The sequence below is a fragment of the Archangium gephyra genome (assembly GCF_042230915.1).
GTDB classification, from domain to species: Bacteria; Myxococcota; Myxococcia; order Myxococcales; family Myxococcaceae; genus Archangium; species Archangium gephyra_B.
Map to the genome: position 1 here is coordinate 8,085,972 of NZ_CP102578.1, position 23,646 is coordinate 8,109,617.

Annotated in this window: 24 protein-coding genes; 13 read left to right on the forward strand and 11 right to left on the reverse strand. The window is 69.7% G+C overall.

The annotated features are described in order from the left end of the window. Positions 1-4 precede the first annotated feature (4 nt). From NR798_RS31535 to NR798_RS31545, 3 genes are read right to left on the reverse strand one after another with little or no spacing between them, the layout of a single operon-like run. Complete coding sequence (locus NR798_RS31535) at positions 5-550, reverse strand: non-canonical purine NTP pyrophosphatase (protein ID WP_375766230.1); 546 nt, start codon at positions 548-550, stop codon at positions 5-7. Between the two features lie 18 nt (positions 551-568). Next, positions 569-1,405 carry an SIR2 family protein gene (locus tag NR798_RS31540; RefSeq protein WP_375766231.1) on the reverse strand — a complete coding sequence of 279 codons (837 nt, stop codon included), beginning with the start codon at positions 1,403-1,405 and terminating at the stop codon, positions 569-571. Between the two features lie 60 nt (positions 1,406-1,465). Continuing rightward, positions 1,466-2,548, reverse strand: coding sequence for a DUF4388 domain-containing protein (locus NR798_RS31545; protein WP_375766232.1), 1,083 nt, complete (start codon positions 2,546-2,548; stop codon positions 1,466-1,468). A 33-nt stretch (positions 2,549-2,581) separates the two neighbouring features. Here NR798_RS31545 and NR798_RS31550 point away from each other — a divergent pair, with 33 nt between their 5' ends. The 5 genes from NR798_RS31550 to NR798_RS31570 all read left to right on the forward strand — a co-directional run bounded on the left by NR798_RS31550 (position 2,582) and on the right by NR798_RS31570 (position 8,197). Beyond that, entirely contained in the window at positions 2,582-3,517 is a 936-nt protein-coding gene (locus tag NR798_RS31550; protein ID WP_375766233.1) for a metalloenzyme, read from the forward strand. Next, positions 3,514-4,371 carry a hypothetical protein gene (locus tag NR798_RS31555; protein WP_375766234.1) on the forward strand — a complete coding sequence of 286 codons (858 nt, stop codon included), beginning with the start codon at positions 3,514-3,516 and terminating at the stop codon, positions 4,369-4,371. The genes NR798_RS31550 and NR798_RS31555 overlap by 4 nt, the downstream gene beginning before the upstream one ends. 138 nt (positions 4,372-4,509) lie before the next feature. Then, entirely contained in the window at positions 4,510-5,088 is a 579-nt protein-coding gene (locus tag NR798_RS31560; protein WP_375766235.1) for a GbsR/MarR family transcriptional regulator, read from the forward strand. Positions 5,089-5,179: 91 nt separating this feature from the next. Continuing rightward, positions 5,180-7,189, forward strand: a complete 2,010-nt coding sequence (locus NR798_RS31565) for an MASE1 domain-containing protein (protein WP_375766236.1) — start codon at positions 5,180-5,182, stop codon at positions 7,187-7,189. A gap of 177 nt (positions 7,190-7,366) precedes the next feature. Next, positions 7,367-8,197, forward strand: a complete 831-nt coding sequence (locus NR798_RS31570) for a carboxypeptidase regulatory-like domain-containing protein (RefSeq protein WP_375766237.1) — start codon at positions 7,367-7,369, stop codon at positions 8,195-8,197. A gap of 26 nt (positions 8,198-8,223) precedes the next feature. Here NR798_RS31570 and NR798_RS31575 read toward each other — a convergent pair whose 3' ends face one another. Next, positions 8,224-9,051 carry an Ig-like domain-containing protein gene (locus NR798_RS31575; RefSeq protein ID WP_375766238.1) on the reverse strand — a complete coding sequence of 276 codons (828 nt, stop codon included), beginning with the start codon at positions 9,049-9,051 and terminating at the stop codon, positions 8,224-8,226. 283 nt (positions 9,052-9,334) lie between these two features. Here NR798_RS31575 and NR798_RS31580 point away from each other — a divergent pair, with 283 nt between their 5' ends. From NR798_RS31580 to NR798_RS31590, 3 genes are all read left to right on the forward strand, one after another. Further along, positions 9,335-10,933 carry a serine hydrolase domain-containing protein gene (locus tag NR798_RS31580; RefSeq protein WP_375766239.1) on the forward strand — a complete coding sequence of 533 codons (1,599 nt, stop codon included), beginning with the start codon at positions 9,335-9,337 and terminating at the stop codon, positions 10,931-10,933. Between the two features lie 294 nt (positions 10,934-11,227). Further along, positions 11,228-12,172 (forward strand): NAD(P)/FAD-dependent oxidoreductase, encoded by a 945-nt coding sequence (locus tag NR798_RS31585; RefSeq protein WP_375766240.1) that lies wholly within the window; start codon positions 11,228-11,230, stop codon positions 12,170-12,172. 32 nt (positions 12,173-12,204) lie between these two features. Next, positions 12,205-13,143 carry an AraC family transcriptional regulator gene (locus tag NR798_RS31590; protein ID WP_375766241.1) on the forward strand — a complete coding sequence of 313 codons (939 nt, stop codon included), beginning with the start codon at positions 12,205-12,207 and terminating at the stop codon, positions 13,141-13,143. On the opposite strand, the gene NR798_RS31595 is transcribed toward NR798_RS31590, so the two are convergent. The 4 genes from NR798_RS31595 to NR798_RS31610 all read right to left on the reverse strand — a co-directional run bounded on the left by NR798_RS31595 (position 13,100) and on the right by NR798_RS31610 (position 15,821). Beyond that, a complete protein-coding gene (locus tag NR798_RS31595) occupies positions 13,100-13,831 on the reverse strand; it encodes a class I SAM-dependent methyltransferase (RefSeq protein WP_375766242.1) in 732 nt (243 codons plus the stop codon). The genes NR798_RS31590 and NR798_RS31595 overlap by 44 nt on opposite strands. 137 nt (positions 13,832-13,968) lie before the next feature. Beyond that, positions 13,969-14,547 carry an NADPH-dependent FMN reductase gene (locus tag NR798_RS31600; protein ID WP_375766243.1) on the reverse strand — a complete coding sequence of 193 codons (579 nt, stop codon included), beginning with the start codon at positions 14,545-14,547 and terminating at the stop codon, positions 13,969-13,971. Between the two features lie 91 nt (positions 14,548-14,638). Beyond that, positions 14,639-15,130: a VOC family protein gene (locus NR798_RS31605; RefSeq protein WP_375766244.1), complete on the reverse strand. Its 492-nt coding sequence runs from the start codon at positions 15,128-15,130 to the stop codon at positions 14,639-14,641. A gap of 55 nt (positions 15,131-15,185) precedes the next feature. Continuing rightward, positions 15,186-15,821 (reverse strand): hypothetical protein, encoded by a 636-nt coding sequence (locus tag NR798_RS31610; protein ID WP_375766245.1) that lies wholly within the window; start codon positions 15,819-15,821, stop codon positions 15,186-15,188. A gap of 71 nt (positions 15,822-15,892) precedes the next feature. Between NR798_RS31610 and NR798_RS31615 the strand changes: the two genes are divergently transcribed. The 3 genes from NR798_RS31615 to NR798_RS31625 all read left to right on the forward strand — a co-directional run bounded on the left by NR798_RS31615 (position 15,893) and on the right by NR798_RS31625 (position 17,240). Further along, positions 15,893-16,267 (forward strand): group 1 truncated hemoglobin, encoded by a 375-nt coding sequence (locus NR798_RS31615; protein ID WP_375766246.1) that lies wholly within the window; start codon positions 15,893-15,895, stop codon positions 16,265-16,267. A gap of 55 nt (positions 16,268-16,322) precedes the next feature. After that, positions 16,323-16,823 carry a YciI family protein gene (locus NR798_RS31620; RefSeq protein ID WP_375766247.1) on the forward strand — a complete coding sequence of 167 codons (501 nt, stop codon included), beginning with the start codon at positions 16,323-16,325 and terminating at the stop codon, positions 16,821-16,823. 75 nt (positions 16,824-16,898) lie between these two features. Continuing rightward, positions 16,899-17,240 carry a DUF2845 domain-containing protein gene (locus tag NR798_RS31625; RefSeq protein ID WP_375766248.1) on the forward strand — a complete coding sequence of 114 codons (342 nt, stop codon included), beginning with the start codon at positions 16,899-16,901 and terminating at the stop codon, positions 17,238-17,240. Between the two features lie 2 nt (positions 17,241-17,242). Here NR798_RS31625 and NR798_RS31630 read toward each other — a convergent pair whose 3' ends face one another. Then, positions 17,243-17,899, reverse strand: a complete 657-nt coding sequence (locus NR798_RS31630) for an NAD(P)-dependent oxidoreductase (protein ID WP_375766249.1) — start codon at positions 17,897-17,899, stop codon at positions 17,243-17,245. A gap of 106 nt (positions 17,900-18,005) precedes the next feature. Then, a complete protein-coding gene (locus tag NR798_RS31635) occupies positions 18,006-19,319 on the reverse strand; it encodes a pectin acetylesterase-family hydrolase (RefSeq protein ID WP_375766250.1) in 1,314 nt (437 codons plus the stop codon). 141 nt (positions 19,320-19,460) lie between these two features. On the opposite strand from NR798_RS31635, the gene NR798_RS31640 reads away from it, so the two are divergent. Next, positions 19,461-20,135, forward strand: coding sequence for a hypothetical protein (locus tag NR798_RS31640; protein ID WP_375766251.1), 675 nt, complete (start codon positions 19,461-19,463; stop codon positions 20,133-20,135). A gap of 67 nt (positions 20,136-20,202) precedes the next feature. Here the strand turns inward: NR798_RS31640 and NR798_RS31645 are convergent, their stop codons facing one another. Next, positions 20,203-23,040, reverse strand: a complete 2,838-nt coding sequence (locus NR798_RS31645; RefSeq protein WP_375766252.1) for an ELWxxDGT repeat protein — start codon at positions 23,038-23,040, stop codon at positions 20,203-20,205. Positions 23,041-23,212: 172 nt separating this feature from the next. Here NR798_RS31645 and NR798_RS31650 point away from each other — a divergent pair, with 172 nt between their 5' ends. Continuing rightward, entirely contained in the window at positions 23,213-23,518 is a 306-nt protein-coding gene (locus NR798_RS31650) for a hypothetical protein (protein ID WP_375766253.1), read from the forward strand. Positions 23,519-23,646 lie beyond the last annotated feature (128 nt).

Consider the following 23,646-nt stretch of genomic DNA (forward strand, 5'->3'; position numbering starts at 1 on the left):
CGGCCTACAGCCCCAGCTCCTTGCGCAGCCGCGCGTGGAGCTTGCCCAGGGGAGAGAAGCTCAGCTTCTCGTCGAGGCTCATCTCCGCGAACGTCCGCGTCTGCCCCTGGGGGATGAAGATCGGATCCCAGTGGAAGCCGCCCGTCCCGCGCGCACTGGGGGCGATCTCTCCCTCGGTCTCCTCGATGAGGACGTGGCGCACCCGGCCGTCGCAGTAGCAGAAGGCACCGCGGGCCCGGGCCGCTCGATTGCCCGCGGGCACCACCTCGCACAGCCGGGTGTCCAGGGACTCCCAGAACGGCTTGACGAGCGCACCGGGCAGGCCGTTGAGGGCCTCGATGCACAGCGCCCCGTGCTCGACGATGACGGGCACGCGGACGGCCCGGTAGGCCGCGATCGCCTTGGCCTGGATGACCGTCTCGAGCTCCTTGTCGAGGATCTCCGTGATCTTCTCCTTCAGGTAGCCGAGCCGTGACGAGCCGCCGAGGACATGCTGGAACTCCCGCAGCTTCTCGGGGTTGGTGGTGTTGTAGTACCAGGTAGGCGCCATGGTGGGCAGGCTCCGCGCTCAGGCGATGCTCTCGAGAAGTCTCGCGACGCTGGCGGACTTGTCGGTGGGGTCGAGCTGGATGACGTCGATGTTCCACTGCTCGAGGATGTCCGGCTGCACGAGCCCGGCCCCGTGGGTGGCGAAGAAGCACCGCCGGGACTGGGCGTGCTTCACGCCCAACTGGCTCTGCTCGCGCAGCTGGTTCATCCGGTACCAGATGTAGCGGATGTTGGTGTCGCTGAAGCTGTAGCCGATGAACAGGAAGCTGTTGGCGAGCAGGTCCGCGCGCAGCCGCTGGTCCGGCGGGGCCTCCAGCGCCATGCGCCGGAAGTAGGAGCTCTCGGTGAGGACGATGGTGTCCGGCTGGTCCAGCGTGCCGTGGAACTTGACGACCTCGCACACGTCCCGCGCGCGGGGACCCTGGAAGTCCGCGAAGGAGGCCAGCACCGCCGCCCGCTTGCCCGCGTCCTCGAGCGCCCCCTCGACGTGCTTGTCGTAGTTGGTGGTGTAGATGGTCCGCCAGTCGAGCGCCGCCAGGGCGAGGTGCATGGGGGACGTCTTGCGGCGCGTCTCGGCGTCGGCGGAGTCGAAGCTCCGCGTCATGTCGTAGACGAGCTGATGGAAGCGGTTGGGCGCGGAGAGCGCGAAGAACTCGGCGAGCTGCTCGAAGCGGCCGTGCATGTCGAACAGCTCGGGCTCGAAGCCGAGCGTCTTCGCCAGGGAGGCGATGAGCTGGCTGCCATCCGGGAGCTTCAGCGGCTTGGAGAAGCCGGCACCGAGGAAGGGAATGAGCCTCCCGTCCTGGTACTCCTTCTTCAACAGGGGGACGGCCTCGGCGTGGGTCAGGGTGGTCATCGTCGCGCTCGCTCCGCGCAGCCTACCCGCTGGCGGAGCGAGGCCAACATTCCCGCCCCCTCAGCGCAGGTGCAGCAGGCCCATCCGCTTGAGCTTGGCCAGCGTCTTGAGCGTGTCCAGCTCGCGCGCGGCGCTGGCCAGCACCAGCGTGGACACGTCCCAGGCGCCGTTGACGAGCCCCGCCACCTGCCGCTCCTCCTGCTTGAGCAGCGTCTGCGCCTCCGGATCCGGCCGCAGCTCCGCCACCGACAGCGGCGGCAGCTCCGCGTAGAGCGCCGCCACGTGCTCGCTCTGCACCATCCTCGCGAACTCGCGCACCCGCCGGTCCGCCGGATCGCTCGACAGCAGCGACGCGCACACCAGCCCCGCCGCGTCGTACTGGCCCTCGCGGATGAGCACCGCGCCCTTCTCCAGCATGTCGCTCACCGGATCCACCACCACCTCCGGTGCGCCCTCCACCTCCACCTGCTTCGCCTTCAGCAGCTCGAAGACGCGGCGCGTGATGTTCGAGCGCGACAGGCCCAGCGACAGCCTCAGCCGCCCCATGTTCTGCCCGCCCGCGCACATCGTCAGCAGGATGCGGTGCAGCAATGGCTGGCGCGGGCTCGGCTGCACCAGCGAGCGCACCGTCAGCGCGTCTCCCGGCAGCACCCGGTCCACATCCCCCTGCTCATCCAACCAGCGCAGCGACTCGAAGAGCAGCTCCCGGAGGCTCATCTCGCAGGGGCCCCACTCCTCGCCCGTGCGGTCCAGGTCCTCCGTCCAGTGGAAGGCGCCATGGCCCCCGCGCGTCTGGTCCACCATGGAGCCGAGCATCTCCTCGCGCACCAGGTCGCGCACCAGCTTCGGGTCCACCTTGTGCTCGCGGAAGAAGGGCTCCACGTCCTCGGTGCCCGGGGGAATGGACTTGAAGGCGGCCAGCACCGCCGCGCCATCCGCCAGCTTCGCCAGGGAGAGCACCCGGGCCACGCGCCCCCAGAGCCCCTCGTGGGACACGGAGAGCACCTGCCCCGAGAGCAGGTAGAGCTTGCGCTCGCCGCCCTCCCAGGTGAGGAGCTGGAGCGTGCCCGTCTTGCGGGAGCTATCCAACCACTGGAGCAGTTCGGGAAGGGGGAAGCTGGAGAAGTCGCCGTGGAGAGCCATGGGTGTCTTGCGGCCAGGATACAGTCCCACGCAATGCGCGTCGTGGTCCTGTTCATCGATGGGGTCGGCATCGGACGAAACGAGCCGGAGGCGAATCCACTCGCCAGCCGCGACTATCTCCTCTCCCACTTCCGGGATGAACCCCCCCGCGCGCTTCCCGAGGGGGGTCAATGTTTCCCGGTGGACCCCACCTTCGGCGTGGCCGGGCGGCCACAGTCCGCCTCCAATCAGACGGCCATCCTCACCGGCCACCCCGCCCCCGTGCTGATCGGCCGGCACGTGCTGGGCTACCCGGACGCCCCCCTGCGCGAGCTGCTGGCCCGGCACTCCATCGTCAAGCGGCTGGTGGCCGCGGGCCGCAGCGCCACCTTCGCCAACAGCTACCCGGTGGCCTACCTGGACGCGCTGAAGCTCACCCGGCGCCCCTCCTCCAGCCCCCCCGAGTTCACCCTGCCCCCGGCCGCCCTGCGCCGCCTGAAGGCCTCCGCCAGCACGCTGGCCTTCGCCGCTGCGGACGTCCCCCTGCGCACCCTGGAGGACGCCCGGGCCGGCCAGGGCCTCACCCATGACATCACCGGCGAGCGGGCCCAGGCCCGGAGCCTGTCCGCCCCCCAGCGCACCCCGGCCGAGGCCGCCGCCGTCTTCTGGCGCGTGGCCGGCGAGGCGGACTTCACCTTCTTCGAGCACTACCTGGCGGACGAGGCCGGGCACGCCCAGGACTTCGCCGCCGCCCGCGAGGCCCTGGACACCTTCGATGCCTTCACCCGCGCCGTCATCGCCACCCGGCCTCCCGACGCCCGGGTGCTGGTGTGCAGCGACCATGGGAACGTGGAGGATCTGACTACACGTTCCCACACCCTCAACGCCGTGCCCGTGCTCTACTTTGGCCCGCCAACTCCCGGACTGGAGTCGCTGGCCACCGTGGCGGACGTGGGCCGCACGGTGCTGCACTGGCTGGACGTGGAATGAAGATGGTGATGCGCATCGTGGCGTTGGGAGTGCTGGTGCTGCTGCCGGGCTGCGCCGCCACCCGGTTCTCGGCCCCCGAGGCGGCCCTCGAGGCCTCGGTGGCCATGGAGAGCCCCGCCGGCCGGTTCCGCATCGAATACGCCCCCGGCCACGAGCAGGAAGCCGCCCGGGTCCAGCAGGCCGTGACCGAGGCCCTGCCCAAGCTGGAGCGCTGGGGCACGCTGCGCGAGCCCATCACCATCAAGGTGATGCCCGACCACGCGGCGCTGGAGGCCGCCGTCCGGCAGCACGGCTACAGCTGGCTGCGCGCCTGGAGCCGGTATGACGAGGTGTTCATCCAGGCCCCCTCCACCTGGGGCGCGGCCGGGGCCACCCAGCCGCAGCTCAACGAGCTGCTCCTGCACGAGCTCACCCACAGCGTGATGTACCAGCAGGCGGCGGACCGGCGTGGCTGGTCGCGCAAGCAGATTCCCCTGTGGTTCCGCGAGGGCATGGCCTCGTACACGGCGGAGCAGTCGTACCGGTGGGTGTCACTGGAGGAGATCGCCCGCCATTTCGAGCGCACGCCCGGAAGCGATCCGGTGCGCAGGCCGGGCGATTTGTACCGGGACGATTCGAACCTCATCTATGGCGTGGCGCACCATGCCTTCGCGTTCCTCGTGAAGCGCTATGGCGAGGACGCGGTGCGCGGCGTGCTGCGCGAGATGAAGGGCGGACAGGAGTTCCCGCAGGCCTTCGAGAGGGCCATCGGGCTGCCGCCGGACGCCTTCGAGCGCGACTTCACCCGGTATGTGCGCTGGCGCGGGTTCCGCGGCGGACGGGTGGCGCCCAGGGCCAGCACGCCCGTGGAGTGAGCCTCCGTTTCGTCGTTCAGGAACATCCGAATGTCATCTGATTCCCACCGGATGACATTCACCCCGGGCTGAATCCCATTCGATTGCAATCGAATGCTATGGGGTTGGGACTGAATACAATCCAGGAGGAGCTGGACGATGAACACGAGCCGTCCCCCGGCCGGGCGCCCCTCCGCGGGCGGGCGCACCCTGCCCCAGGTGAGGGAGTCCCTGGGAATGTTCTTCCACCAGCTCGGCATGCCGCCCATCGCCGGACGGATGTTGGCATGGCTGGCGCTGTCGGAGTCCGGGTGTGACTCGCTGGACGCGATGGCCGGGGCGCTGAAGGCCAGCAAGGCCTCGGTGAGCAGCATGGCGCGGCTGCTCGCGGAACGCGGCTTCGTGGAGCGGGTGCCCGTGCTGGAGCGGCGGGATTGTTACCGGCTCCGGGCGGACGCCTGGGAGAATGTCCTGCGCGCCCGCCTGGCCACCATCGCCAGCGCCAAGGGCCTGGCCGACGAGGGCCTCTGGCTGCTCGGCGAGGGCGAGCACCCCGCCCGTGCGCGCCTCGAGTCCCTCCGGGAGTTCAGCGAGGTCTGCGCCGCCCTCGAGCGCGACCTGCCATCGCTCCTCGCACGCCTGCGCAAGTCGGGGGCTCGCCCCCTCCACGGAGGGACTGGGGAGCCCGGGACTCCACGCCGGGCCCCACGCTCCCCGCCTCCCCCTCCCGGACGGTGAGGCATAGCCTTCCCGAGGGGCCCTTGGAATGTCATCGAGAGGAGCAGTCAGGCTTCGCACGCTGTCGCGGTCCACGGGAACGCGGGCCTTCGTGCTCGCGCTTTGCGTCATCCTCCTGGGGGCCGCGAGCTCCCTCTTCGTATTCCCACCCGAGTCCAACTCCGTCCTCTGGTTGCCCGGGGGGGTGAGCCTCGCCGTGCTGGTGCGCGCCCGGCGCCACCGCTGGCCGGCCTATCTGGTGGCCACCTTTCTGGCCCACGTCCTGCTCGAGACGCTGCGCGGCACACCGCCCGGGGTGAACCTCGTCTGGGCCCTGGGCAACACCGCGAGCGCCCTGGTGGGCGCGCACCTGATCCGCCGCTGGCAGGGGGAGTCCACCCTGTCATTCAACCGGGCCCGCGACGTCGCCGTGCTCGTGCTGGCGGGAGGACTGCTCAGCCCCCTGCCCAGCGCCACCCTCGGCGCGGCGGCCATGAGCTGGAGCGCCGGGGCCACCTCCTTCGGGCGGGAATGGCTGTACTGGTACCTGGCCGACGTGCTCGGAGCGCTGCTCGTCACCCCGCTGCTGCTGACCTGGTCCGCCGAAGAGGGCCGCTTCTCCCCCCCGCACCGCCCCGTGGAGCTGGCGGTGACATGCGGGCTGCTGGCCGTCTTCGCCCACTTCATCTTCGGTCCCGGGATGCCTGGGCTCCTGCGGCTCTCCCTGCCCTACGCCTGCTTCCCCTTCCTCTTGTGGGCCGCGCTCCGGCTGGGGCCCCGCGGCGCGGCGACGGCCTCGCTCGTGGTGGGCACCCTGGCCATGTGGCACACCACCGCGGGAACCGGGCCGTTCGCCTCCCCCACCGAGCCCATCCATGTGCGGATGTTCTCGGTCCAGTCCTTCCTGGTGGTGGTGGAGCTGTCCGCGCTCACCCTGGCCGCGCTCGTCTGTGAGCGCCAGCATGCCGAGCACACCCAACGCCTGCTGGCGCGCGTGGGGACAGTGCTCGCCGAGTCCCTGGACTACCGCGTCACCCTGCCGCGCATCGCCCGCCTGCTCGTCCCCTGCGTCGCCAGCGGCTTCGCCCTCTGGTTGGAGGGCGAGGACAAGCAGTGGGAGCTGGCGGCCCAGTCGGGCCTGTCCAGGGAGCAGGAGGAACGTCTGGCCGGGCAGCTGCGCCAGCAGTCCGTCCCCTTCCGCTCCCAGCGGGACACGCCGTCGCACGTCTCCATCCTCGTGCGGCTGTTGCACCGGGAGCGCGTCCTGGGAGGACTCGTCCTGGTGGTCCCCGGACGCCGCCCGCCGGATGCACGCGAGGTGGCCTTCGTCGAGGACCTCGCCCACCGCTGCGCCCTCGCGCTGGAGAACGCCCGCCTCTTCCAGGAGGCGAACGAGGCCGTCCACGTGCGCGACGAGTTCCTCGCCGTCGCGGCCCACGAGCTGCGCACCCCGCTCACCTCGCTCAAGCTGCACCTGCAGAACCTGCTGAAGCTGCTGGCCCGGCTCACCCAGGCCACGGAGCCCCTGGCCCGGCTGCACCTGGTGGCCAAGCAGGTCACCCGCCTGTCGGAGCTGGTGGAGCGGCTGCTCGACGTGGGACGCATCAACACCGGGCGGCTGCGCCTGGAGCGGGAAGCGGTGGATCTCTCCGAGCTGCTCCTGCGGAAGACGGAAGGGCTCGCGGAGGAGCTGTCGCGCGCGCGCTGCGAGCTGTCGGTGCACCTCCACTCGCGCATCACCGGCTGGTGGGACCGCAACAGGCTGGAGCAGGCCCTCTCCATCCTGCTGGCCAACGCCATGAAGTTCGGCACCGGCCGCCCCATCGAGCTCGAGGTCACCGGCACGGGCGAGCGGGCCCGCATCACCGTGACGGACCACGGCATCGGCATGTCCCCGGAGGCGCTGGAGCGCATCTTCGGCCGCTTCGAGCGGGCGGTGTCCTCCCGGGAGTATGGAGGCCTGGGACTGGGGCTGTTCATCGCCCGGGAGATCGCCGAGGCCCATGGCGGATGCCTCCAGGTGACGAGCACTCCCGGAGACGGGGCCTCCTTCACCCTGGAGCTTCCGGCCTCCCACCTCCCGGAGATGCTCCACGAGACGCCCCTCCCCGCCCCGCATTGAGAGAGCACCGGGGAGAAAGCACCGGGCCCGCCCCCTCGCTGGCCTACCTGCCACCTCCTGAGGGCATCCCCCCACCCCATTGGCCCAGCGGCCCGCTTTTCTGTTACGACAGGCGTGGACCATCCCCACCCTGGCCCGCGTCCCCCCCGCGGACTGGGAGTGCGAGGAGATTGCACGATGAAGCTGCGTACGCTGGGCCTGACGGTACTCGGTGCCGTGGGACTCTCCGCCCTGACGGCCTGCAAGAAGGACGAGCCCGCCGCCGCCGCCGCCGCCCAGGCTCCGGCCGCTCCCACCATCAAGGCCGCGCCCCTGCCCGCCGACACGCCCCTGCCCCAGGAGCCCCAGGAGGAGCAGGCCGCCCAGGCCCCCAAGGGCGGTGGCACCGTGCGCGGGCTCGTCACCTTCAAGGGCACGGCCCCCGCTCCCAACCCCATCATCCCGGGCACGGATCCCAACTGCGACGGCATGGATCTGGTGGATCAGCCCGTGCTCGTCACGGACGGCAAGCTGGCCAACGTGCTGGTGCGCGTGCAGGGCAACGTGCCCGGCCAGCCCACGACGCCGCCGAGCTCCATGGTGGTGGTGGACCAGAACCGCTGCATGTACAAGCCGCGCGTGCAGGGCGCCGTCATCAACCAGCCGCTGGTGCTGATGAACAGCGACAGCACGCTGCACAACGTGCGCGGGGTGTCCGGGGGCAAGCAGCTCTTCAACGTCACCCAGCCGCCGCTGAAGACGAAGGAGGCCCAGCCTCCGAAGGAAGCGGACGTCATCCGCCTCAAGTGCGACATCCACCCGTGGATGACCGCGTTCGTGGTGATGAGCCCGCACCCCTACTTCGCCACCACCAGCGAGGACGGCGCCTTCTCCATCCAGGGCCTGCCGCCGGGGACGTACACGCTCGAGGCCTGGCACGAGACGCTCGGCACGAAGACGGCCCAGGTCACCGTGCAGGAGGGCCAGGAGGCCACGGCGTCCTTCGAGTTCGTGGCCGCCGCGAAGTAACCCTCGCGGGGCCACGGGCGCTCCCACTACTTCTTCTTGATGGTCAGCTTCGCCTCGGTGGCCTTGCTGCCACCCTCGGCCTTGATGGTGACCGCGCCGGCCTTCACGGCCTTCACGTGACCGGCCGCGTCCACCGTGGCGATCTTCTCGTCGCTGGTGGTGAAGGTGAAGGACACGCCCTTGATGGCCGCGCCGTTGGCGCCCTTGGCCACCACGGCCAGCGGCGCGCTCTCGCCCACCTTCAGCGTGGCCGGCACCGTCTCGAAGGCCACCGCGTCCACCTCGGGCAGCTTCACGGTGACCTCGAACTCCTGCGTCAGCTTGCCGGCCGTGGCCGTCACCTTCGCGGTGCCCACGCCCTTGGCCACCAGCCGGTTGCCCTCCACCTGCACCACGCTGGCGTCGGCGGCGGCGAACTCCATCTTCGACTCCTTCACCGGACGGCCCGCGTCATCCTGCACCTCGGCCTCCACCGCCACGTCCGTGTCCAGGCCCGTCAGCGTGAAGGGCGCGCCCTTGATGAGGATCGCCGAGGGGATGATCACCTCCACCGGGGCCGAGGCGCTCACCTCACCCGAGGTGACGGAGATATTGGCCGAGCCGCTCTTCACCGCCGTCACCTTGCCCGTGGCGTCCACGGTGGCGACCTTCGTGTTGGTGGAGGCGAACGCGAGCTCCGCCTTCTCCACCGGCTTGCCCTCGGCGGTGACGGCCTGCGCCGACAGCGCCACGGACTCGCCCGCCTCGCTCAGCGCCACCTTCGCCGGCTTCACCTCGATGCGCTCCACCTTCGCGCACGCGGACGCCAGCAGGAGGACGGACGCGGCCATCAGCGGATTGAAAATGCTCTTCATGATGAATGTGCCTTTCAGCCGAGGAACTTGGAGTTCCAAGGACCCGGGTGATAAAACCCGTCACGCCTCAGCAAGACGTGTTCCATTTCAGACAGCCCTCTGAAGGGCACGGGAGGCCGTGGAGAAAAGGGGCAGCCCAGCGGGCGCGTTGTCCATTTTCTCCACACGTGCCCGTGAAGGCCCGAATCCGGTTACGGTGGGGCGCGCCAGCATCGAGCACCATGGATCGCGACATCAGAGCCGCCGAGACACACGCCAGGTACGAGCCCCGGAGGGACACACGGTGAAGGGGCTGTGGCTTCCGTTCCTCCTGGTGGGCCTCACCACATGGGCGGCCCCGCCGGGTGTGCCCCTGTGCGAGCGCCCCCATGTCGCGGCGCCAGCAGTGGAGCGGCCCTTCCCCGAGGAAGTGCAGCGGGCGTTGGATGCGCTCGTGCGGGCGGAGCTCGCCCGGGAGCCGAACCACGCGGGCCTCGCGGTGGGTGTGCTGCGCGGGGGCGAGCGCTGGGTGGGTGCCTACGGGCAGCGGGACGTGGCGCGGGGCCTGCCGGCGACGCCGCGCACCACCTGGCGCATGGCCTCCATCACCAAGTCCTTCACCGCCGTGGCCGTGCTGCAGCTCGTGGAGCAGGGCCGAATCGAGCTCGACGCGGACATCCGCACCGTGGTGCCCGCGTGGCCGGAGAAGCGCTGGCCGGTGACGGTGCGGCAACTGCTCGGCCACCTGGGCGGCGTGACGAACTACGGCCGCTTCGGCCCCAGCCATGACAGCGGCCCGGTGGACAGCGCGGGCGCGCTCGCCCTCGTCGCGGGCTACGAGCTGGAGGCCGAGCCCGGCACCCGCTTCCTCTACAGCACCTGGGCCTACAACCTGCTCGGCGCCGCCATCGAGGCCGTGTCGGGACAGAGTTATGGCGAGTACCTCCAGGAGCACGTCTTCGGCCCCGCGGGCATGGAGCACGCGGCGCTGGACGATCGCCGCACGCGCGACGAGCACCACGCGGCGGGCTACCGGCTCCGGGACGGACAGCGGGTGCCCTCCAAGGTCATCGACGTGTCCGGCCGCTTCGCCGGAGGCGGTACGCGCGCCTCCATCGAGGATCTGCTCGGCTTCGGCGGGGCGCTGCTCGACTACCGGCTGGTGTCCCGCACCAGCACGGGGTGGATGCAGACGCCGATGAGCACCCGGGACGGACGGCTCACCGACTACGGCATGGGCTTCGCGACGTGGCCGCTGCGGGGCCACTACGTGGTGGCGCACTCGGGCGCGCAGCCGGAGACATCCACGCTGCTGCTGCTGCTGCCCGGGGAGGACGTGGCCATCGCCCTGGCGAGCAACGTGGAGGGCCAGGCCGCCTCGCTCAAGCGCATCGCCTACGGCATCATCGAGCTGCTGCTCGAGGACAAGGGCCCGCGGCTGAGCGCGCACCGGCAGGGCACGGTGGACGCGGTGGTGAACGAGGGGCTCAACCGGGTCTTTGGCTACGGGCTCGCCTACCACCAGTGGGCCGCGCACGGGCCGGGGACGCTGCCCGGGACGGGCGGGCTCCCGGAGGCCTTCGAGCAGGTGACGCGGCTGCTCGACCGGGCCGCCATCGAGCGGGCACCGGACGCCGCGCGCGAGCGCCTGCTCGCCGCCCACGAGCCGCACGAGGACTGGCTGCTCGTCCGGGTGGGGGCGCATATGGCGCGGACGCTGGAGGAAGCGATGGGGCCCGAGCGGCTGCGGAGCTATCCCGCGCGAGGCCCGCTCGCCTTCTTCAACGACTACCTGGCCGTCTGCGAGTCGAAGAGCTGCCCCGACCCATTCCGCTTCAACGAGACGCTGCGCGCGGACCTGCGCCGGTTTACAGGGGAGAACATCGAGCCCTCGCGGCACTGAGCTGGTGTTGATTCAATCGGAGTCTCGTGTTGCGCATGCTCCCTCTCCCTTTGGGAGAGGGCGGGGGGTGAGGGTGGTCGCCTGCGTGTCTCTCGCCGCAGCGACGTCATACAGAGGGAAGACCCTCACCCTAGCCCTCTCCCAAGGGGAGAGGGGACATCCACGGCGCCGACGGACCATGTCCAAGGACTTCGTGGACACGCCACCCACCGGAAGATCCGCCGATTCCTCACGAGAATCCGCTCTGACGCTGGGCTGTGCCCGCGCGTATCCATTTCTCATGCGAGGACGGACATGAGAACAGTTCCAGAGCAGAAGGACGTGGTGATCATCGGTGGCGGCCCGGCGGGCCTGAGCGCGGCGCTGATGCTCGGGCGTGCCCGCAAGCAGGTGCTGCTGTGCGACGGGGGCTCGCCCCGGAACAGCGCGGCGGAAGGCATCCACGGCTTCGTCACCCGCGACGGGACGCCCCCTCAGGAGTTCCGGCGGATCGCCCGGGAGCAGCTCGCGCCCTACGGTGTCGACATCCTCCTGGACACACGGGTCACCGCCGTCGAGCGCCTCGGCGCGGGCTTCCGGGTCGTGCTCGCGGGAGGGCGCTCGGTGGAGTGCCGCCGGGTGCTGCTCGCCACGGGCATGATCGACGAGCTGCCGGACCTGCCCGGCTATCGCGAGCTGTGGGGCAGGAGCATCTTCCAGTGCCCCTATTGCCATGGCTGGGAGGTAAAGGATCGGCCCTGGGGCCTGCTCGCGACGGCCGCACCGGCGCTCGACTTCGCCCTCTTCCTCACCGGCTGGTCGCGGGACCTGGTGGTCTTCACCCAGGGCCTCCTGGACGTGCCCGCTGAACAGCGCCAGCGGCTGGAGCGCGCCGGGGTGCGCCTCGAGACCCGGAAGATCCTCCGGCTCGCCGCCGGACACGGGGCGCATGGAGCACACCTCGAAGCCTTGGAGCTGGAGGACGGGACGCGGGTGGCGCGCGAGGTGCTCTTCGCCCATCCCCCTCAGCGCCAGACAGAGGTGGTGCAGCGGCTCGGCGTCGCGCTCGATGAGCAGGGCTTCGTCCGCATCAACGAGCACCTGGAGACCTCCCTTCCGGGAGTCCACGCGGCGGGAGATCTCACGACCCGGATCCAGGGCGCGAGCATGGCGGCCGGGGCGGGGGCGATGGCCGGCGCCATGATGAACCATGCCCTCAACATGGAGAACGCGGCCGCCGGACTGTGGCCAGAGAGTTGAGCCCGGGCCCCGCCGCCGCTACGACAGGGACCATGACGAGGACGAAGACCCCGCCCGGAACGAAGAAGCCGCCGCTGAGTCAACAGGACTTCGCGCGGCTCCGCCTCCCGGTCTGGGTGGGGCGCTACCACCGCAAGGGCCAAGGCCGGGCGGGAACCGTCGTCCATTCCTATGCCGTCATCTTCCTCGTGACGCGCGGCGAGTCGATGATCCGGCACAGTGGTGAGCAGGTGGTGCGAGCGGGAGACGTCCACCTCATTCCTCCGGGAGACCCTCACGGCTCGCCGCACGCCAGTGACGCGGAAGGGTGGGTGCTCGCGTTCCACCCGGAGGCGTTTCCCCACGAAGACCCGAGCTGGGGGAAACAGGAAGGCCTCCGGCTGGGTCCCCTGCTACGGATCCGGAGCGGGTGCCACCCGGTGCTCCGCCCGAATGCCGCTCAACGGCAGCGCCTGGAGCGGTGGATGCGGCTCATGGAGTCCGAGCTCTCCGGCGACGAGCGGTCCCGTGACGAGGCCGTGAGTGCCCTGCTCCGCCTGGTGCTGATCGATCTGGAGCGGATGACCAGCCCCGAGGCCACCCCGGACCCGGCGGGCCTGGGCCTGGCACGGCGGGCGCTCACCCATATCGAGACGAACGCCCTCGGGCCGCTCTCCCTGACGGACGTGGCGAGCGCCGTCGGGCGATCCGCCACGCACGTGGCCGGCGTGGTCCGCAAGGAGACGGGCCGCACGGTGGGGCAGTGGATTCTCGAGTACCGCATGGCCGAGGCCCGGCGGAGGCTCCGGGGAACGGACGAGCGGGTGGAGATCATCGCCGAGCGCGTGGGCTACGCGGACGCCACGCACTTCATCCGCCTCTTCCGGCGCGTCCACGGCCTCACGCCCGCTGCATGGAGACGCCACGCCACGACGCTCCCAACGGACCTCAGCGCGCGGCCCCGGGCTCGAAGCGCGCGAGGAACACCTTGAACTGCAGCGAGACGAAGAGCGTACGCGGCGCCACCAGCCCGGTTTGAGCGAACATCGCGAACAGGGCGGCATCGGACTCGATGGGCCGCATCGTCGCCATGCGCTGGCGCCGATGCTCCAGCGCGTCCGGTGGGACGCCATACGCCCGCAGCCGCCGCAGCTCCACCTTCAACAGCTCGGGGTCCATGCCGACGCGGCAGCCCACCACGAGGGGCGCTCCGGGCTTGAGCCGCCGGGTCACCTCGCGCAGCAGCGAGAGCCGGGCCTCCTCGCCCTCCACGTGGTGCAGCACCCCCATCATCTGCGCTCCGTCGAACGGGGGCCCGGGAGGCAGAGTGTGCAGCTCGCCGAGGTGCAGGTGCGTCCGGGAGAGGAGTCCCTCGGCTTCCAGGCGTTTCCGGCCAACGTCGAGCATGGCGTCGGAGGGCTCCACGCCCGTGAAGCGCCAGCCCGGCACGTCGAAACGGGTGTAGGGCACCAACTCCGCGCCCGTGCCCAGTCCCACGAAGAGCAGCGACGCCGCGTCCTGGCCGTCGAGCTGAGCGGTCAGCGCGCTGACGCCGAGCTCGTACGCCACATGGAAGCCAGCGAGGCTGACGGCTGCCTGGGCGTCGTAGTGGGGGGCGCGGTCGGCGCCAAAGCCCGTCACGAAGTGGTGGGCGGAGGAGGCGGGGTGTTCGTGGGCCATGAGGTGTTCTCCAGAGGCTCGCGCGAGGCGGGCGATATGACCTGAAGCTACGCGGGGAGCCGAAGCCCCGGCAGAGCGGGGATTCTGGCCGGATCGGCGGGGATTCTGGTCCGCCGCGTGCCCCGCGCCCTGGCCACTCAGTACGGCACACCCGCCTGCCGTGCCGTCTTCAAGGCCTGCGCATACCACTCCAGCTCCGAGGCGAACCGGTTGAAGCGCTTGAGATACGCCGCATCCGCTGGCACGCCCGCGTCATCGAACGCGGTCCCCACCTTGGGGACGGGGAAGCTGCTGGGGATGGCCGCCATCCCAAGCTCGGCCAGCATGTCGCGAAGGTGCGAGGCCGCGCGCACACCGCCGAAGCTGCCACCGGAGTACGAGACGATCGCCGAGGGGCGGAAGAAATACTCCTCGAGGAAATGATCGAGCAGGTTCACCAGCGCGGGCGGGGCGCTGTGGTTGTACTCGGCGGTGACGATGACGAAGCCATCGGCCGCCCGGTACAGGGTCGCCAGACGCTCGAGTTGCTCCGGCGCCGTACCCTTCGCGTACTCCTTGTACATGCGGTCGAGCAGCGGCAGCTGGTACTCCAGCGGGTCCACCAGCGTGACGGTGTGGCCCCGCTCCACCAGTTGCCGGTGCACGAACCTCGCGGCCTTGATGCCCTGACGGTCGGAACGGACCGAGCCGAAGATGATGACGAGGTTCAAAGCCATGGGAGCGCCCTCCCCCACAACCTGCTCACCCCCCGGCCCTCGTGAGAGTGGGCCGGCCGCCGGGGGGCAGCCGGGCCTGGGAGCGCTCGGCCTACGGCTTGTGAGCGGCCTTCGCGAACGAGTCGAAGGCGGAGATGACCTCGGGCGGGGCCTGCACCAGCTCGATGAGCACGCCTTCGCCGCCGAGCGGGAACTGCTCGTTGCCCTTGGGGTGGATGAACGTCACGTCGAAGCCAGCCGCGCCCTTACGGATGCCACCGGGAGCGAAGCGCACGCCCTGCCCCTCCAGCCAGGTCACCGCCGCGCGCAGGTCATCCACCCAAAGGCCCAGGTGGTTGAGCGCGGGCTCGTGCACGCGCGGCTTCCCGTTCGGGTCCACCGGCTGCATCAGGTCCACCTCCACGCGGAATGGCCCGGCTCCGGCCACGACGATGTCCTCGTCGACGTTCTCGCGCTCGCTGCGATAGGTGCCCTGGGGCTCCAGGCCCAGCACGTCCACCCAGAGCTTGCGCAGGGGCGCCTTGTCGGGCCCGCCAATGGCCACCTGCTGCAGGCCCAGGATGCAAAAGGGTCGTGTCGTCATGGCCGCGCACCGTCGCAGAGGGCGCGGCCGTGGACAAGACCCTGGCGCCCCCCCTTCAGAAGCCCGGTGGCACCCGGCCATGCAGACACGTGATGGTGTTGGGTACGCGAGGCCCCGACCACAGCGCGTGCCGCATCCCCGAGCGCGCTTGCGGCGGCACGCCCTCCTCCACCGGCCAGTGCGGCTCCTCGCCGGGGGCCAGCGAGTGCAGCCCGCTCTGCCAGGGGCCGATGACGTACGTGTGCCCCGCGGCGCGGCAACCGAAGAAGCGCGTCCAGGCCTTCGCGAAGACATGCCCCCGGGCCGTCCCGAACGTCTCGCAGGTGCGGAACCACCAGAGTGCGTCTCCGCCGGGCACGAGGCGCTCGCGCAACTCCGCCAGGCGCGCGTGCCACGGATGGCCCGGCTGGAGCGCCCGCACGTCCATTGGCACCCGATCGATGAGCACGCAGCCCCAGTTGCCATGGCCCCAGAACTGGATCTCCGCGATGGGCTGCTCGCGCGAGCGGGCGAGCAACCAGTCGAGCGCCTCGGGCCAGCTCGCCACGCCCTTCCAGTCATCGAGCCGGCCGAGCGCGCGGTACAGCACGCCGCCTACCCGCCACGAGAAGGTGAGGCCCGGAAGGCCCCAGCGCCCGCCGCAGGTGCGGTCGTACACCATCAGCCTCGAGCCCACGGTCCGCTCAGCCATGACCAGCCCTCTCCGTACTAGAATCCCCCGTGACGGTATCCACGGTCCATCGGTCCTCGGAGGTTGAGATCATGCAGGAATCCAAGAGTCTCTACGAGCAGCTCGGCGGTGAGGAGATGGTCACGAAGATGGTGAACATCTTCTACCGGAAGGTGCTGGCGGATCCCCGCCTGAAGCCCTTCTTCGAGCACATGGACATGGGCCGCCTGGAGTCCATGCAGCGGATGTTCCTGTCCACGGCCTTTGGGGGCCCGGGTGCGTACAGCGGCCGCAACATGCGCCGCGCCCATAACCATCTGGTGGCCCGCGGAATGGGCGATGCCCACTTCGACGCCGTGCTCTCCCACCTGGACGACACCCTGGCCGAGCTCAACGTGAACACGCCGCTCAGGAACTGGGCCCATGCGCTCACCGAGAGCATGCGCCAGGACATCCTCGGCCGCTGAGCCGGTGGCGGGGCGCCGGGGCGTGTCAGAGGGCATCCGTAGGATCCGCGCCACCATGACCACCCCCACCCCCCTTCCCCACTTCCACAGCCGCAACGCGGCCCTGGCCGCCCTCCTCTGCACTGCCCTGTTCGCCGGTTCCGCCGGAGCCCAGGGCTCGGCCGCCCCGAAGAACCAGCCCGCCCAGGCCGCCCCGAAGGACAAGGCCAAGGCGCCCCAGGTGGACTTCGAGAAGCACTACCTCGTCATCCTGCGCCGCGGCCCGTCGTGGTCTCCCGAGGTGACGCCCGCCGTCGAGCGCATCCAGAGCGAGCACATGGCGCACCTCAACCGCATGGCGGACTCCGGCAAGATGATCATCGCCGGGCCCTTCGGTGAGCAGCAGGATCCGACCTTCCGGGGCGCGTGCCTCTACAAGACCGAGACGCTGGAGGAGGCCCGCAAGCTCGCCGAGGAGGATCCGGCGGTGAAGGCCGGGCGCCTCAAGGTGGAGATCATGGCCTGGTACACCGAGAAGGGCTACATGGCCTTCCCCAAGGCCAGGCCCGTGAAGTAGTGCCCCAACGATTGAATATCTCCCGGTGAGGGCCGTCCCGCTCGCCCAGACCAGACACCGAAGGAGTCCTTCCCGATGCGAGCCCTGCTGGCGGCCCTCACCCTCTCGCTCTTCCTCCTCCCGTCCTCCAGTGACGCGGCCACGCTGCGCTGCGGCAACGCGCTCGCCGCGGACGGGGCCTCCAAGGCCGATGTCCTCATGAAGTGCGGCGAGCCCATGAGCAAGGAGACCCGCAGCGAGAGCGTGAGCGACAAGACGAAGCAGAAGGGCCAGGAGGCCGACACCACCCAGGAGCGGACCGTCTACAAGACGATCGAGGAGTGGACGTACAACTTCGGTCCCCGCCAGTTCATGCAGGTGGCGGTGTTCGAGAACGGCCGGCTCGTGGACGTGAGGAGCGCCGGCTACGGGCGGTAGGCTCAGCCCGACAGGGCGACCGTCCGGAAGAGGAACTGGCCGCCCTGCACCACCGAGGCCAGGAAGTGCCCCACGTCGCTCCGGGGGATGGTGTTGTGATGGACCTCGCCCGTGGTCGAGGCCAGCACGCCCTCCCCATGGCTCCGTCCATAGGTGAGCCCCACCGGCTGGACGATGATCCAATCGAGGCCGCTGTTGCGCACCAGCTGCTCCTGCCGCTCCTTGTCGGCGATCTGCTCCTGGAGCAACAGCCGGTAGGCCAGCTTGAAGGGCCAGGGCAGCATCGCGCGCGTCTCCCCTACCCCATAGGCCGACACCACGACGAGCCGGCGCACGCCCACCCGGTGCATCGCCTGGATGATGTTGCGGGTGCCCTCGGAGCAGATGTTGGTGGGCGTGCGGGAGCGGTGGAGCAACCGCACCTTCAGCGGGTTGTCGTTCACCCCCAACGCCACCACCACCGCGTCCTGTCCTTCCATCGCGCGATCCACGTCCTCGGCGCTCAGCGCATCCCCCGCGAGCAGGTGGAGCCGCTCGGAGTGGATGCCGAGCTGATCGGCATGCCGGGAGAACGCCGTCACCTCGTGTCCGCCCTCCAGCAGCTCGCTCACCGTGGCCTGGCCCGTTCCACCCGTCGCACCGAAGACGATGACCTTCATGACGCACCCCGTGCGGTACCCGTGGGGATGATGCGCCCCGGCGGCAACCCTGAAGGAGGCAGGCATCCTGCCGCCCGGGTGCACGCCGGGTCCGGGTTGCCAGGGCTCAGCCGCCCAGCGCGCCGTTGATCAGCGGCGCGAGGATGTCCATGCCCGGATCGTCATCGTTGTAGCCGTTGGGCGGCTCGTAGATGCGGATGCGCTGGTTCTCGTTGATGAAGCGGGAGAGGAACGTGTCCATCGGCACGAACTCGCTGTTGCACTTCCAGTTCTGCCACGGCTCCGAGACGTACTCATACCAGCGCTTCTTCTCCATCCGCTGGCAGGCGTGCGCACCCACGAAGGTGATGATCGTGGTGCAGTGGCTCTCATTGATGGGCCGGGCATGCGGGATGAAATAGCTGAAGTTGTTGTAGAGGTTCAGCTCGGCGACGAGCCGGTCCTGGTCCTGCTTCCAGTAGCTCAGCACCGACTCCTTGTCGTTGGGCGTGAGGAAGCGCTCGTAGGAGAAGCGCGAGTAGTTGTAGTCCCGCGTATAGGCCGTGTAGGCGAGCTGATCATTGGGGAACTCCATGGCCACCATTCGGTTGATGGTGCCCATGTTGTTCTGATCGAACGAGGCCGGCAGCTGGCTGAACACCGAGTTCAGGTTCCACGACTGGCGGATCTTGTCGTGCAGGGCGCGCGAGCGGTCATTGACGTTGGCCGCCAGGTAGATGGGGCCCGAGTCATTGATGTAGTAGCCACGCGCCGGGTTGAGGGTGCGGCGCACGAAGTAGTACGCGGACGCGGTGGCGGTGCCGCCCGCGCTGAAGCCCGTGACGAGCAGCTTGTTGACGCTGGGGAACTGCGTCTTGGCGTAGTTGGCCGCGGCGAGCGTGTTGGTATAGCCCGAGTGGTGCCAGGTGAGCGGCGGCTGCGCGCCCGTCGAGTCCGTGTAGGTGACGGTGTTGTTGCCCACGTGCACGTCGCCCGTGCAGTACGGCATGTAGACGATGTTCCAGTCCTTCGTCACCAGGTCCTTGCGGCTGCGGAACGGCAGGCCCGGATCCGCCCCGTTCACGATCGGCGAGACGTACTTCGCCGTGAACTGCTGCATGTAGTCGTCCGTGAGGCCGTTCGGGTTGGCCGCGCCCAGCACGCCCGCGCGCCCGCTACAGGTGTCGTAATCCCAGCACGCACCGCCACCCTCGAACATGAACAGCAGGTTCTGCGAACCCGTGTCACTGCGGTGAATGAAGAACTTGTATTGAGAGCCGTTGCCACACTTCGTGCCCGGCAACTCCACCTTCTGCCAGGTGTAGTTGTTTCCTCCGTCCACGAGGACATCGACGATCCCCGAGACGAGGACCTCGGCCTGGGCGGTGGCCGGCACAACGGCGGCAGTGGCGAGAAGACCCATCAAGAGATGGTTTTTCATCCCAACTCCTTCCATGGTTGGTTTGTGGTGGGACTCGCAGAGCTAGCACAATCCGTGAAATAGTTGTATCTCCAGACGAAGCCTCGAATTCCCACTTTTCGAGATTGTGACAAACACGCACCGCGAGGTATCTCATCTGTCATGGGTTTGAATGTTCGTTCGAAGATTCTGCCGTGGCTGCTCGCGGCGTCGGCCGCCGTGCTGTTGATTCTGGTGCTCGCCGGAGTCTTCCGCTCGGGCCCGTCCACGGATGACGCGCCCGCACAAGCGCCGCGGGCCGCGGTGCCGGCACAGCGCTCGCCCGCCCCGGAGCCCGCCTCGACTCCGCCAGTGTTCGCCGCCGGTCAGGACGCCGGGGTCGCGGCCGGGCCGATCGCGGCGAGCCCTCCCGAGGCGCCCGCCCGGCATCCGGTGGATCTGGAGAAGCTGCGCACGCTGCTGCCCGGCAACCTGTACTGGGAGATGGGCGTGCCGACGAAGGATCCGGAGGTGCTGCGCAAGCGCGACGAGGAAGGGCGGCGCTGGAACGAGCTCTACGGCAAGGTGCAGTCCAACACGGCCACCGAGCAGGAGATCCACCAGTACTACGAGCACCGGCGCAAGGTGTCGGAGGACTCCATCGCGTTCGCGAGCATGGTGCTCGAGCAGTACGGCGCGGAGCTGCCGGAGCAGGAGCAGGGCCTGTACGCGCTGAGCATCCGGATGCACCGCACCCGCCTGGAGGAGCTGCCCCGGCAGATCGACGAGGCGCTCGCGCGCAAGAGCGCCCAGGATCAGCGCCGTGAGACGTGGCGCGGGAGCGGCCGGGGCAACTGAGGAACCCGCCGCGTCCATTTCCCCTCGCCCTCCGGGAGAGGGAGCAGTGGTCACGTCCCTGAAAGGGCTAACGCCGCCGTCCCCGCAGCAGCGACCCGGCGAGCAGCAGCAGCAGACCCCAGCCCATTCCCGCGCCTGACGCCGCCGAGCACCCGCAGCCGGTGCCCTCGGCGCCCTCCCCCACCAGGCGCCGCACGTCTGGGATGTGCCACAGCTCCCAGCCGTGTTGCTCGCTCCAGGCCGAGAAGAAGAGCTGGTGGCCGTTGGGCGTGAGGGACCGCACCGCGGTGGAGGCAGTGCCGGGTGTCATGTCCGTGAGGACGCGCGTCCCCGGTCCAGTGCCGTCCGAGCTCCACAGCTCCCGCCCGTGAACGCCATCATCCGCGGTGAAGACGAGCCGCCCGTCCATGGCCGTCAGCCCGGTGGGAATCGAGCCCTCCGAGCCCGGGAAGATGTCCTTGACGCGCACGGTGCCCGCCTCGGTGCCATCGCTCTTCCACAGCTCATGTCCCGCCGTGCCGTCATCGGCGATGAAGTAGAGCGTCCCGCCCAGCGCCGCCAGCCCTGAGGGAACCGAGCCTTCGGGCCCCGGGTGGATGTCCCGGACGCGCACGGTGCCCTCCTCCGAGCCATCGCTCTTCCACAGCTCGTACCCGCCCTCCGCGTCACTCGCCGCGAAGAAGAGCGTCCCGTTCACACGGGTCAGCGAGAACGGGCGGACATCCCCGAGACGCACGGTGCCCGCCTCGGTTCCATCGCTCTTCCACAGGCGCTCGTGCCCCGACTCGTCCTTCGCGATGAAGAAGAGCGTCCCGTCGACCTCCGTCAGCTCCGAGGGCATCGAGCCCTCCGGTCCCGGGAAGAGGTCCTTGACGCGCCCGGTGCCCGCCTCGGTGCCATCGCTCTTCCACAGCTCCGAGCCGAAGCCGGCATCCGGGGCGGCGAAGAAGAGCGTCCCGTTGACCGCCGTCAGCCAGGGAGCGGTGTAGAAAAGAGTCATGCCTCCGGTGGACGGGCCTTGGAGGAGCCGCTTGATGCGCGTGGTCCCCACCTCGGAGCCATCGCTCTTCCACAGCTCGATGCCCAGCTCGCTGCCTTCTTGGTACTGGGTGACCAGGTAGAGCGTCCCGTTCAGCTCCACGCGGCGATCGCTCGGGTTGAAGAACACACTGGAGTAGTACGAGCCCGGAAGGTCCGCCCGGAGGCGAACGGTCCCCGCCTCGCTCCCATCACTCCTCCACAGCTCATGCTGGCCCTCCACGTCCTGGAACGAGAAGAACAGGGACCCGTTCACGGCCGTCAGCGCGACGGGAGCACTGCTCCGCAGACCCGGGAGGAGATCGCGGATCCGGACCGTGCCGTCCCAGGTTCCATCGCTCCGCCACAGCTCCACACCGGCCTCGTCCTCGGCGGTGAAGTAGAGCTGCCCGTTCATCATCGTGAGCACCGAGGGGGACGCACTGCCGGGATCGGCCAGGATGTCCTTGACGAGCACGGTCCCCGCCTCGGTGCCATCGCTCTTCCACAGCTCCAAGCCCCGTGTCCCATCGTTGGCGGCGAAGAACAGCGTCCCGTTCAGCTCCATCAGCAAGGAGAAGTTGACGGAGGAGGCCGAGCCCTCCGGTCCGGGGAGCACGTCCCGGACGAGCACGGTGCCCGCCTCGGTACCATCGCTCCTCCACAGCTCGTAGCCATGCTCCCCATCATCGGCGAAGAAGTAGAGCGCCCCACCGACGACCCGCAGCCTGCCGAGGGAGAATGCGGAGTCCGGGCCGGGGCGCACGTCCCGGACGAGCGCGGTGCCCGCCTCGGTGCCATCACTCCTCCACAGCTCCACGCCCGTGTCCCCCCCGGAGAAGGTGAAGAAGAGCGTCCCGTTCATGCTGACCAGGCTCCACGGCCGGTAGGGCAGGAGCCGGAAGGTCCCGGCCTCGGTGCCATCGCTCCGCCACAATCCGCCCGTGGGGCCCACCTCCATCGCCGTGAAGTAGAGCACCCCGCCCTCGTTCGCCAGCGGCGAGATCCGTGGGAGCCCCGGGTCGGTGTGCAGCTCCCGGAACAAGGTGGTGCCCTCGGAGGTCCCATCGCTCTTCCACAACTGCATGCCGTGCACGCCATCATCCGCGAGGAAGAGGAGCGTCCCGTTCACGTTCTCCAGCCATCCGCGATTGAGCAGCGCCAGCCCCGGCTCCTCCTCCGAGCGGAACTCCTTGACGAGCGTGGTTCCCGCCGCGGTGCCATCGCTCCTCCACAGCGACCCGCTGTCCGCGTCCTCCTGGGCGAAGAAGAAGACCGCGCCCCCCATGGGCACCAGGTAGACGGGTGACGAGCCCGCCAACCCCGGGCGGAGCTCCTTGACGAGCGTGGTGCCCGCCGCGGTGCCATCGCTCCTCCACAGCTCACTGCCGTGCACCCCATCATCCGCGACGAAGAAGAGCGCCCCGTTCACCTCCACCATCGACGCGGGGCTCGAGCCCACCGGACCGGGGTGGAGGTCCTTGACGAGCCGGGTGCCCGCGGCGGTGCCATCGCTCTTCCACAGCTCCTCCCCGTGCACCCCGTCATTCGCGACGAAGTAGAGCGTCCCGCCCACGTTCAGCCGGGGCATCCCCAGGAACGACAGCCCACTCTGGTGACCGGGGCGCACGTCCTTGACGAGCGTGGTGCCCGCGGCCGTGCCATCGCTCCTCCACAGCTCGCTGCCGTGCACGTTGTCGTTCGCGACGAAGAACAGCGTGTCGCCCACCGCTACGGCGCTCCCGGGAACGCTCCCGGGGAAGAGACCTCGAGGCAAGGTCTGGGAAATGTCCTTCACCAACGTGGGCCCGGAAGGAGGCAGCGGACTCGTGGCCCGGACCGGAGAAGGCAGCACCAGCACGAGCGCCGCCAGGACGAAGAAACGCATCAAAGGATGAACCCCCGGAAGGACGCACCGGCCCGCGTCCGAAAAGGGGGCGGAGGTTAGAGGGGTGGACGGGGAATGTCAGGAGGCCCGTCCGTTCTGTCACTGTCCGTGCAGCCAGCCCCCGGGGACCCCTTCCCGCCAGCCACCCGCGCCCTCACCCTGTAGGGCAGCCATGGATCTCTCCGCTATGTCTCAATCCGACAAGCGGCGCATGCTCGTGCTCGCGGGCCTCGTCGCCGTCCCCGTCTACGTCCTCCCCGTCGGCCTCTTCGGCCTGCGCGCCCTCTGGCCCCGGACGCTGCGCACCGCGGCCTCCGGTGCCGTCGCGCTGGGCATGGTGTCCCTGCTGGGACTGAGCCTGCGGGGGCTCACCCGGGTGAAGGCCCACCAGCCAGGCAACCGCGAGCGCTGGAAGCTCCCCTTCCGCATGCCCGTCATGCCGGAGGAGTTCGCCGCCTCGGCCGCCTCGGGCCACTGAGTCGTTGGTTCTCCAGTCATCACGCTCTGCGTCATCAGGACGCTCCGCGTCATCGGGGAGCAGTGTCTCCGGTGATGCATTCCGTCAGACACACCCGCGTCACGCCCGGGAGGACGCCCCTCGCACGA

Coding starts and splice junctions, on each gene's coding strand:
- NR798_RS31535 (WP_375766230.1), bottom strand. CDS start 550: ATGGCGCCTACCTGGTACTACAACACCACCAACCCCGAGAAGCTGCGG.
- NR798_RS31540 (WP_375766231.1), bottom strand. CDS start 1,405: ATGACCACCCTGACCCACGCCGAGGCCGTCCCCCTGTTGAAGAAGGAG.
- NR798_RS31545 (WP_375766232.1), bottom strand. CDS start 2,548: ATGGCTCTCCACGGCGACTTCTCCAGCTTCCCCCTTCCCGAACTGCTC.
- NR798_RS31550 (WP_375766233.1), top strand. CDS start 2,582: ATGCGCGTCGTGGTCCTGTTCATCGATGGGGTCGGCATCGGACGAAAC.
- NR798_RS31555 (WP_375766234.1), top strand. CDS start 3,514: ATGAAGATGGTGATGCGCATCGTGGCGTTGGGAGTGCTGGTGCTGCTG.
- NR798_RS31560 (WP_375766235.1), top strand. CDS start 4,510: ATGAACACGAGCCGTCCCCCGGCCGGGCGCCCCTCCGCGGGCGGGCGC.
- NR798_RS31570 (WP_375766237.1), top strand. CDS start 7,367: ATGAAGCTGCGTACGCTGGGCCTGACGGTACTCGGTGCCGTGGGACTC.
- NR798_RS31575 (WP_375766238.1), bottom strand. CDS start 9,051: ATGAAGAGCATTTTCAATCCGCTGATGGCCGCGTCCGTCCTCCTGCTG.
- NR798_RS31585 (WP_375766240.1), top strand. CDS start 11,228: ATGAGAACAGTTCCAGAGCAGAAGGACGTGGTGATCATCGGTGGCGGC.
- NR798_RS31590 (WP_375766241.1), top strand. CDS start 12,205: ATGACGAGGACGAAGACCCCGCCCGGAACGAAGAAGCCGCCGCTGAGT.
- NR798_RS31595 (WP_375766242.1), bottom strand. CDS start 13,831: ATGGCCCACGAACACCCCGCCTCCTCCGCCCACCACTTCGTGACGGGC.
- NR798_RS31600 (WP_375766243.1), bottom strand. CDS start 14,547: ATGGCTTTGAACCTCGTCATCATCTTCGGCTCGGTCCGTTCCGACCGT.
- NR798_RS31605 (WP_375766244.1), bottom strand. CDS start 15,130: ATGACGACACGACCCTTTTGCATCCTGGGCCTGCAGCAGGTGGCCATT.
- NR798_RS31610 (WP_375766245.1), bottom strand. CDS start 15,821: ATGGCTGAGCGGACCGTGGGCTCGAGGCTGATGGTGTACGACCGCACC.
- NR798_RS31615 (WP_375766246.1), top strand. CDS start 15,893: ATGCAGGAATCCAAGAGTCTCTACGAGCAGCTCGGCGGTGAGGAGATG.
- NR798_RS31620 (WP_375766247.1), top strand. CDS start 16,323: ATGACCACCCCCACCCCCCTTCCCCACTTCCACAGCCGCAACGCGGCC.
- NR798_RS31625 (WP_375766248.1), top strand. CDS start 16,899: ATGCGAGCCCTGCTGGCGGCCCTCACCCTCTCGCTCTTCCTCCTCCCG.
- NR798_RS31630 (WP_375766249.1), bottom strand. CDS start 17,899: ATGAAGGTCATCGTCTTCGGTGCGACGGGTGGAACGGGCCAGGCCACG.
- NR798_RS31635 (WP_375766250.1), bottom strand. CDS start 19,319: ATGAAAAACCATCTCTTGATGGGTCTTCTCGCCACTGCCGCCGTTGTG.
- NR798_RS31640 (WP_375766251.1), top strand. CDS start 19,461: ATGGGTTTGAATGTTCGTTCGAAGATTCTGCCGTGGCTGCTCGCGGCG.
- NR798_RS31645 (WP_375766252.1), bottom strand. CDS start 23,040: ATGCGTTTCTTCGTCCTGGCGGCGCTCGTGCTGGTGCTGCCTTCTCCG.
- NR798_RS31650 (WP_375766253.1), top strand. CDS start 23,213: ATGGATCTCTCCGCTATGTCTCAATCCGACAAGCGGCGCATGCTCGTG.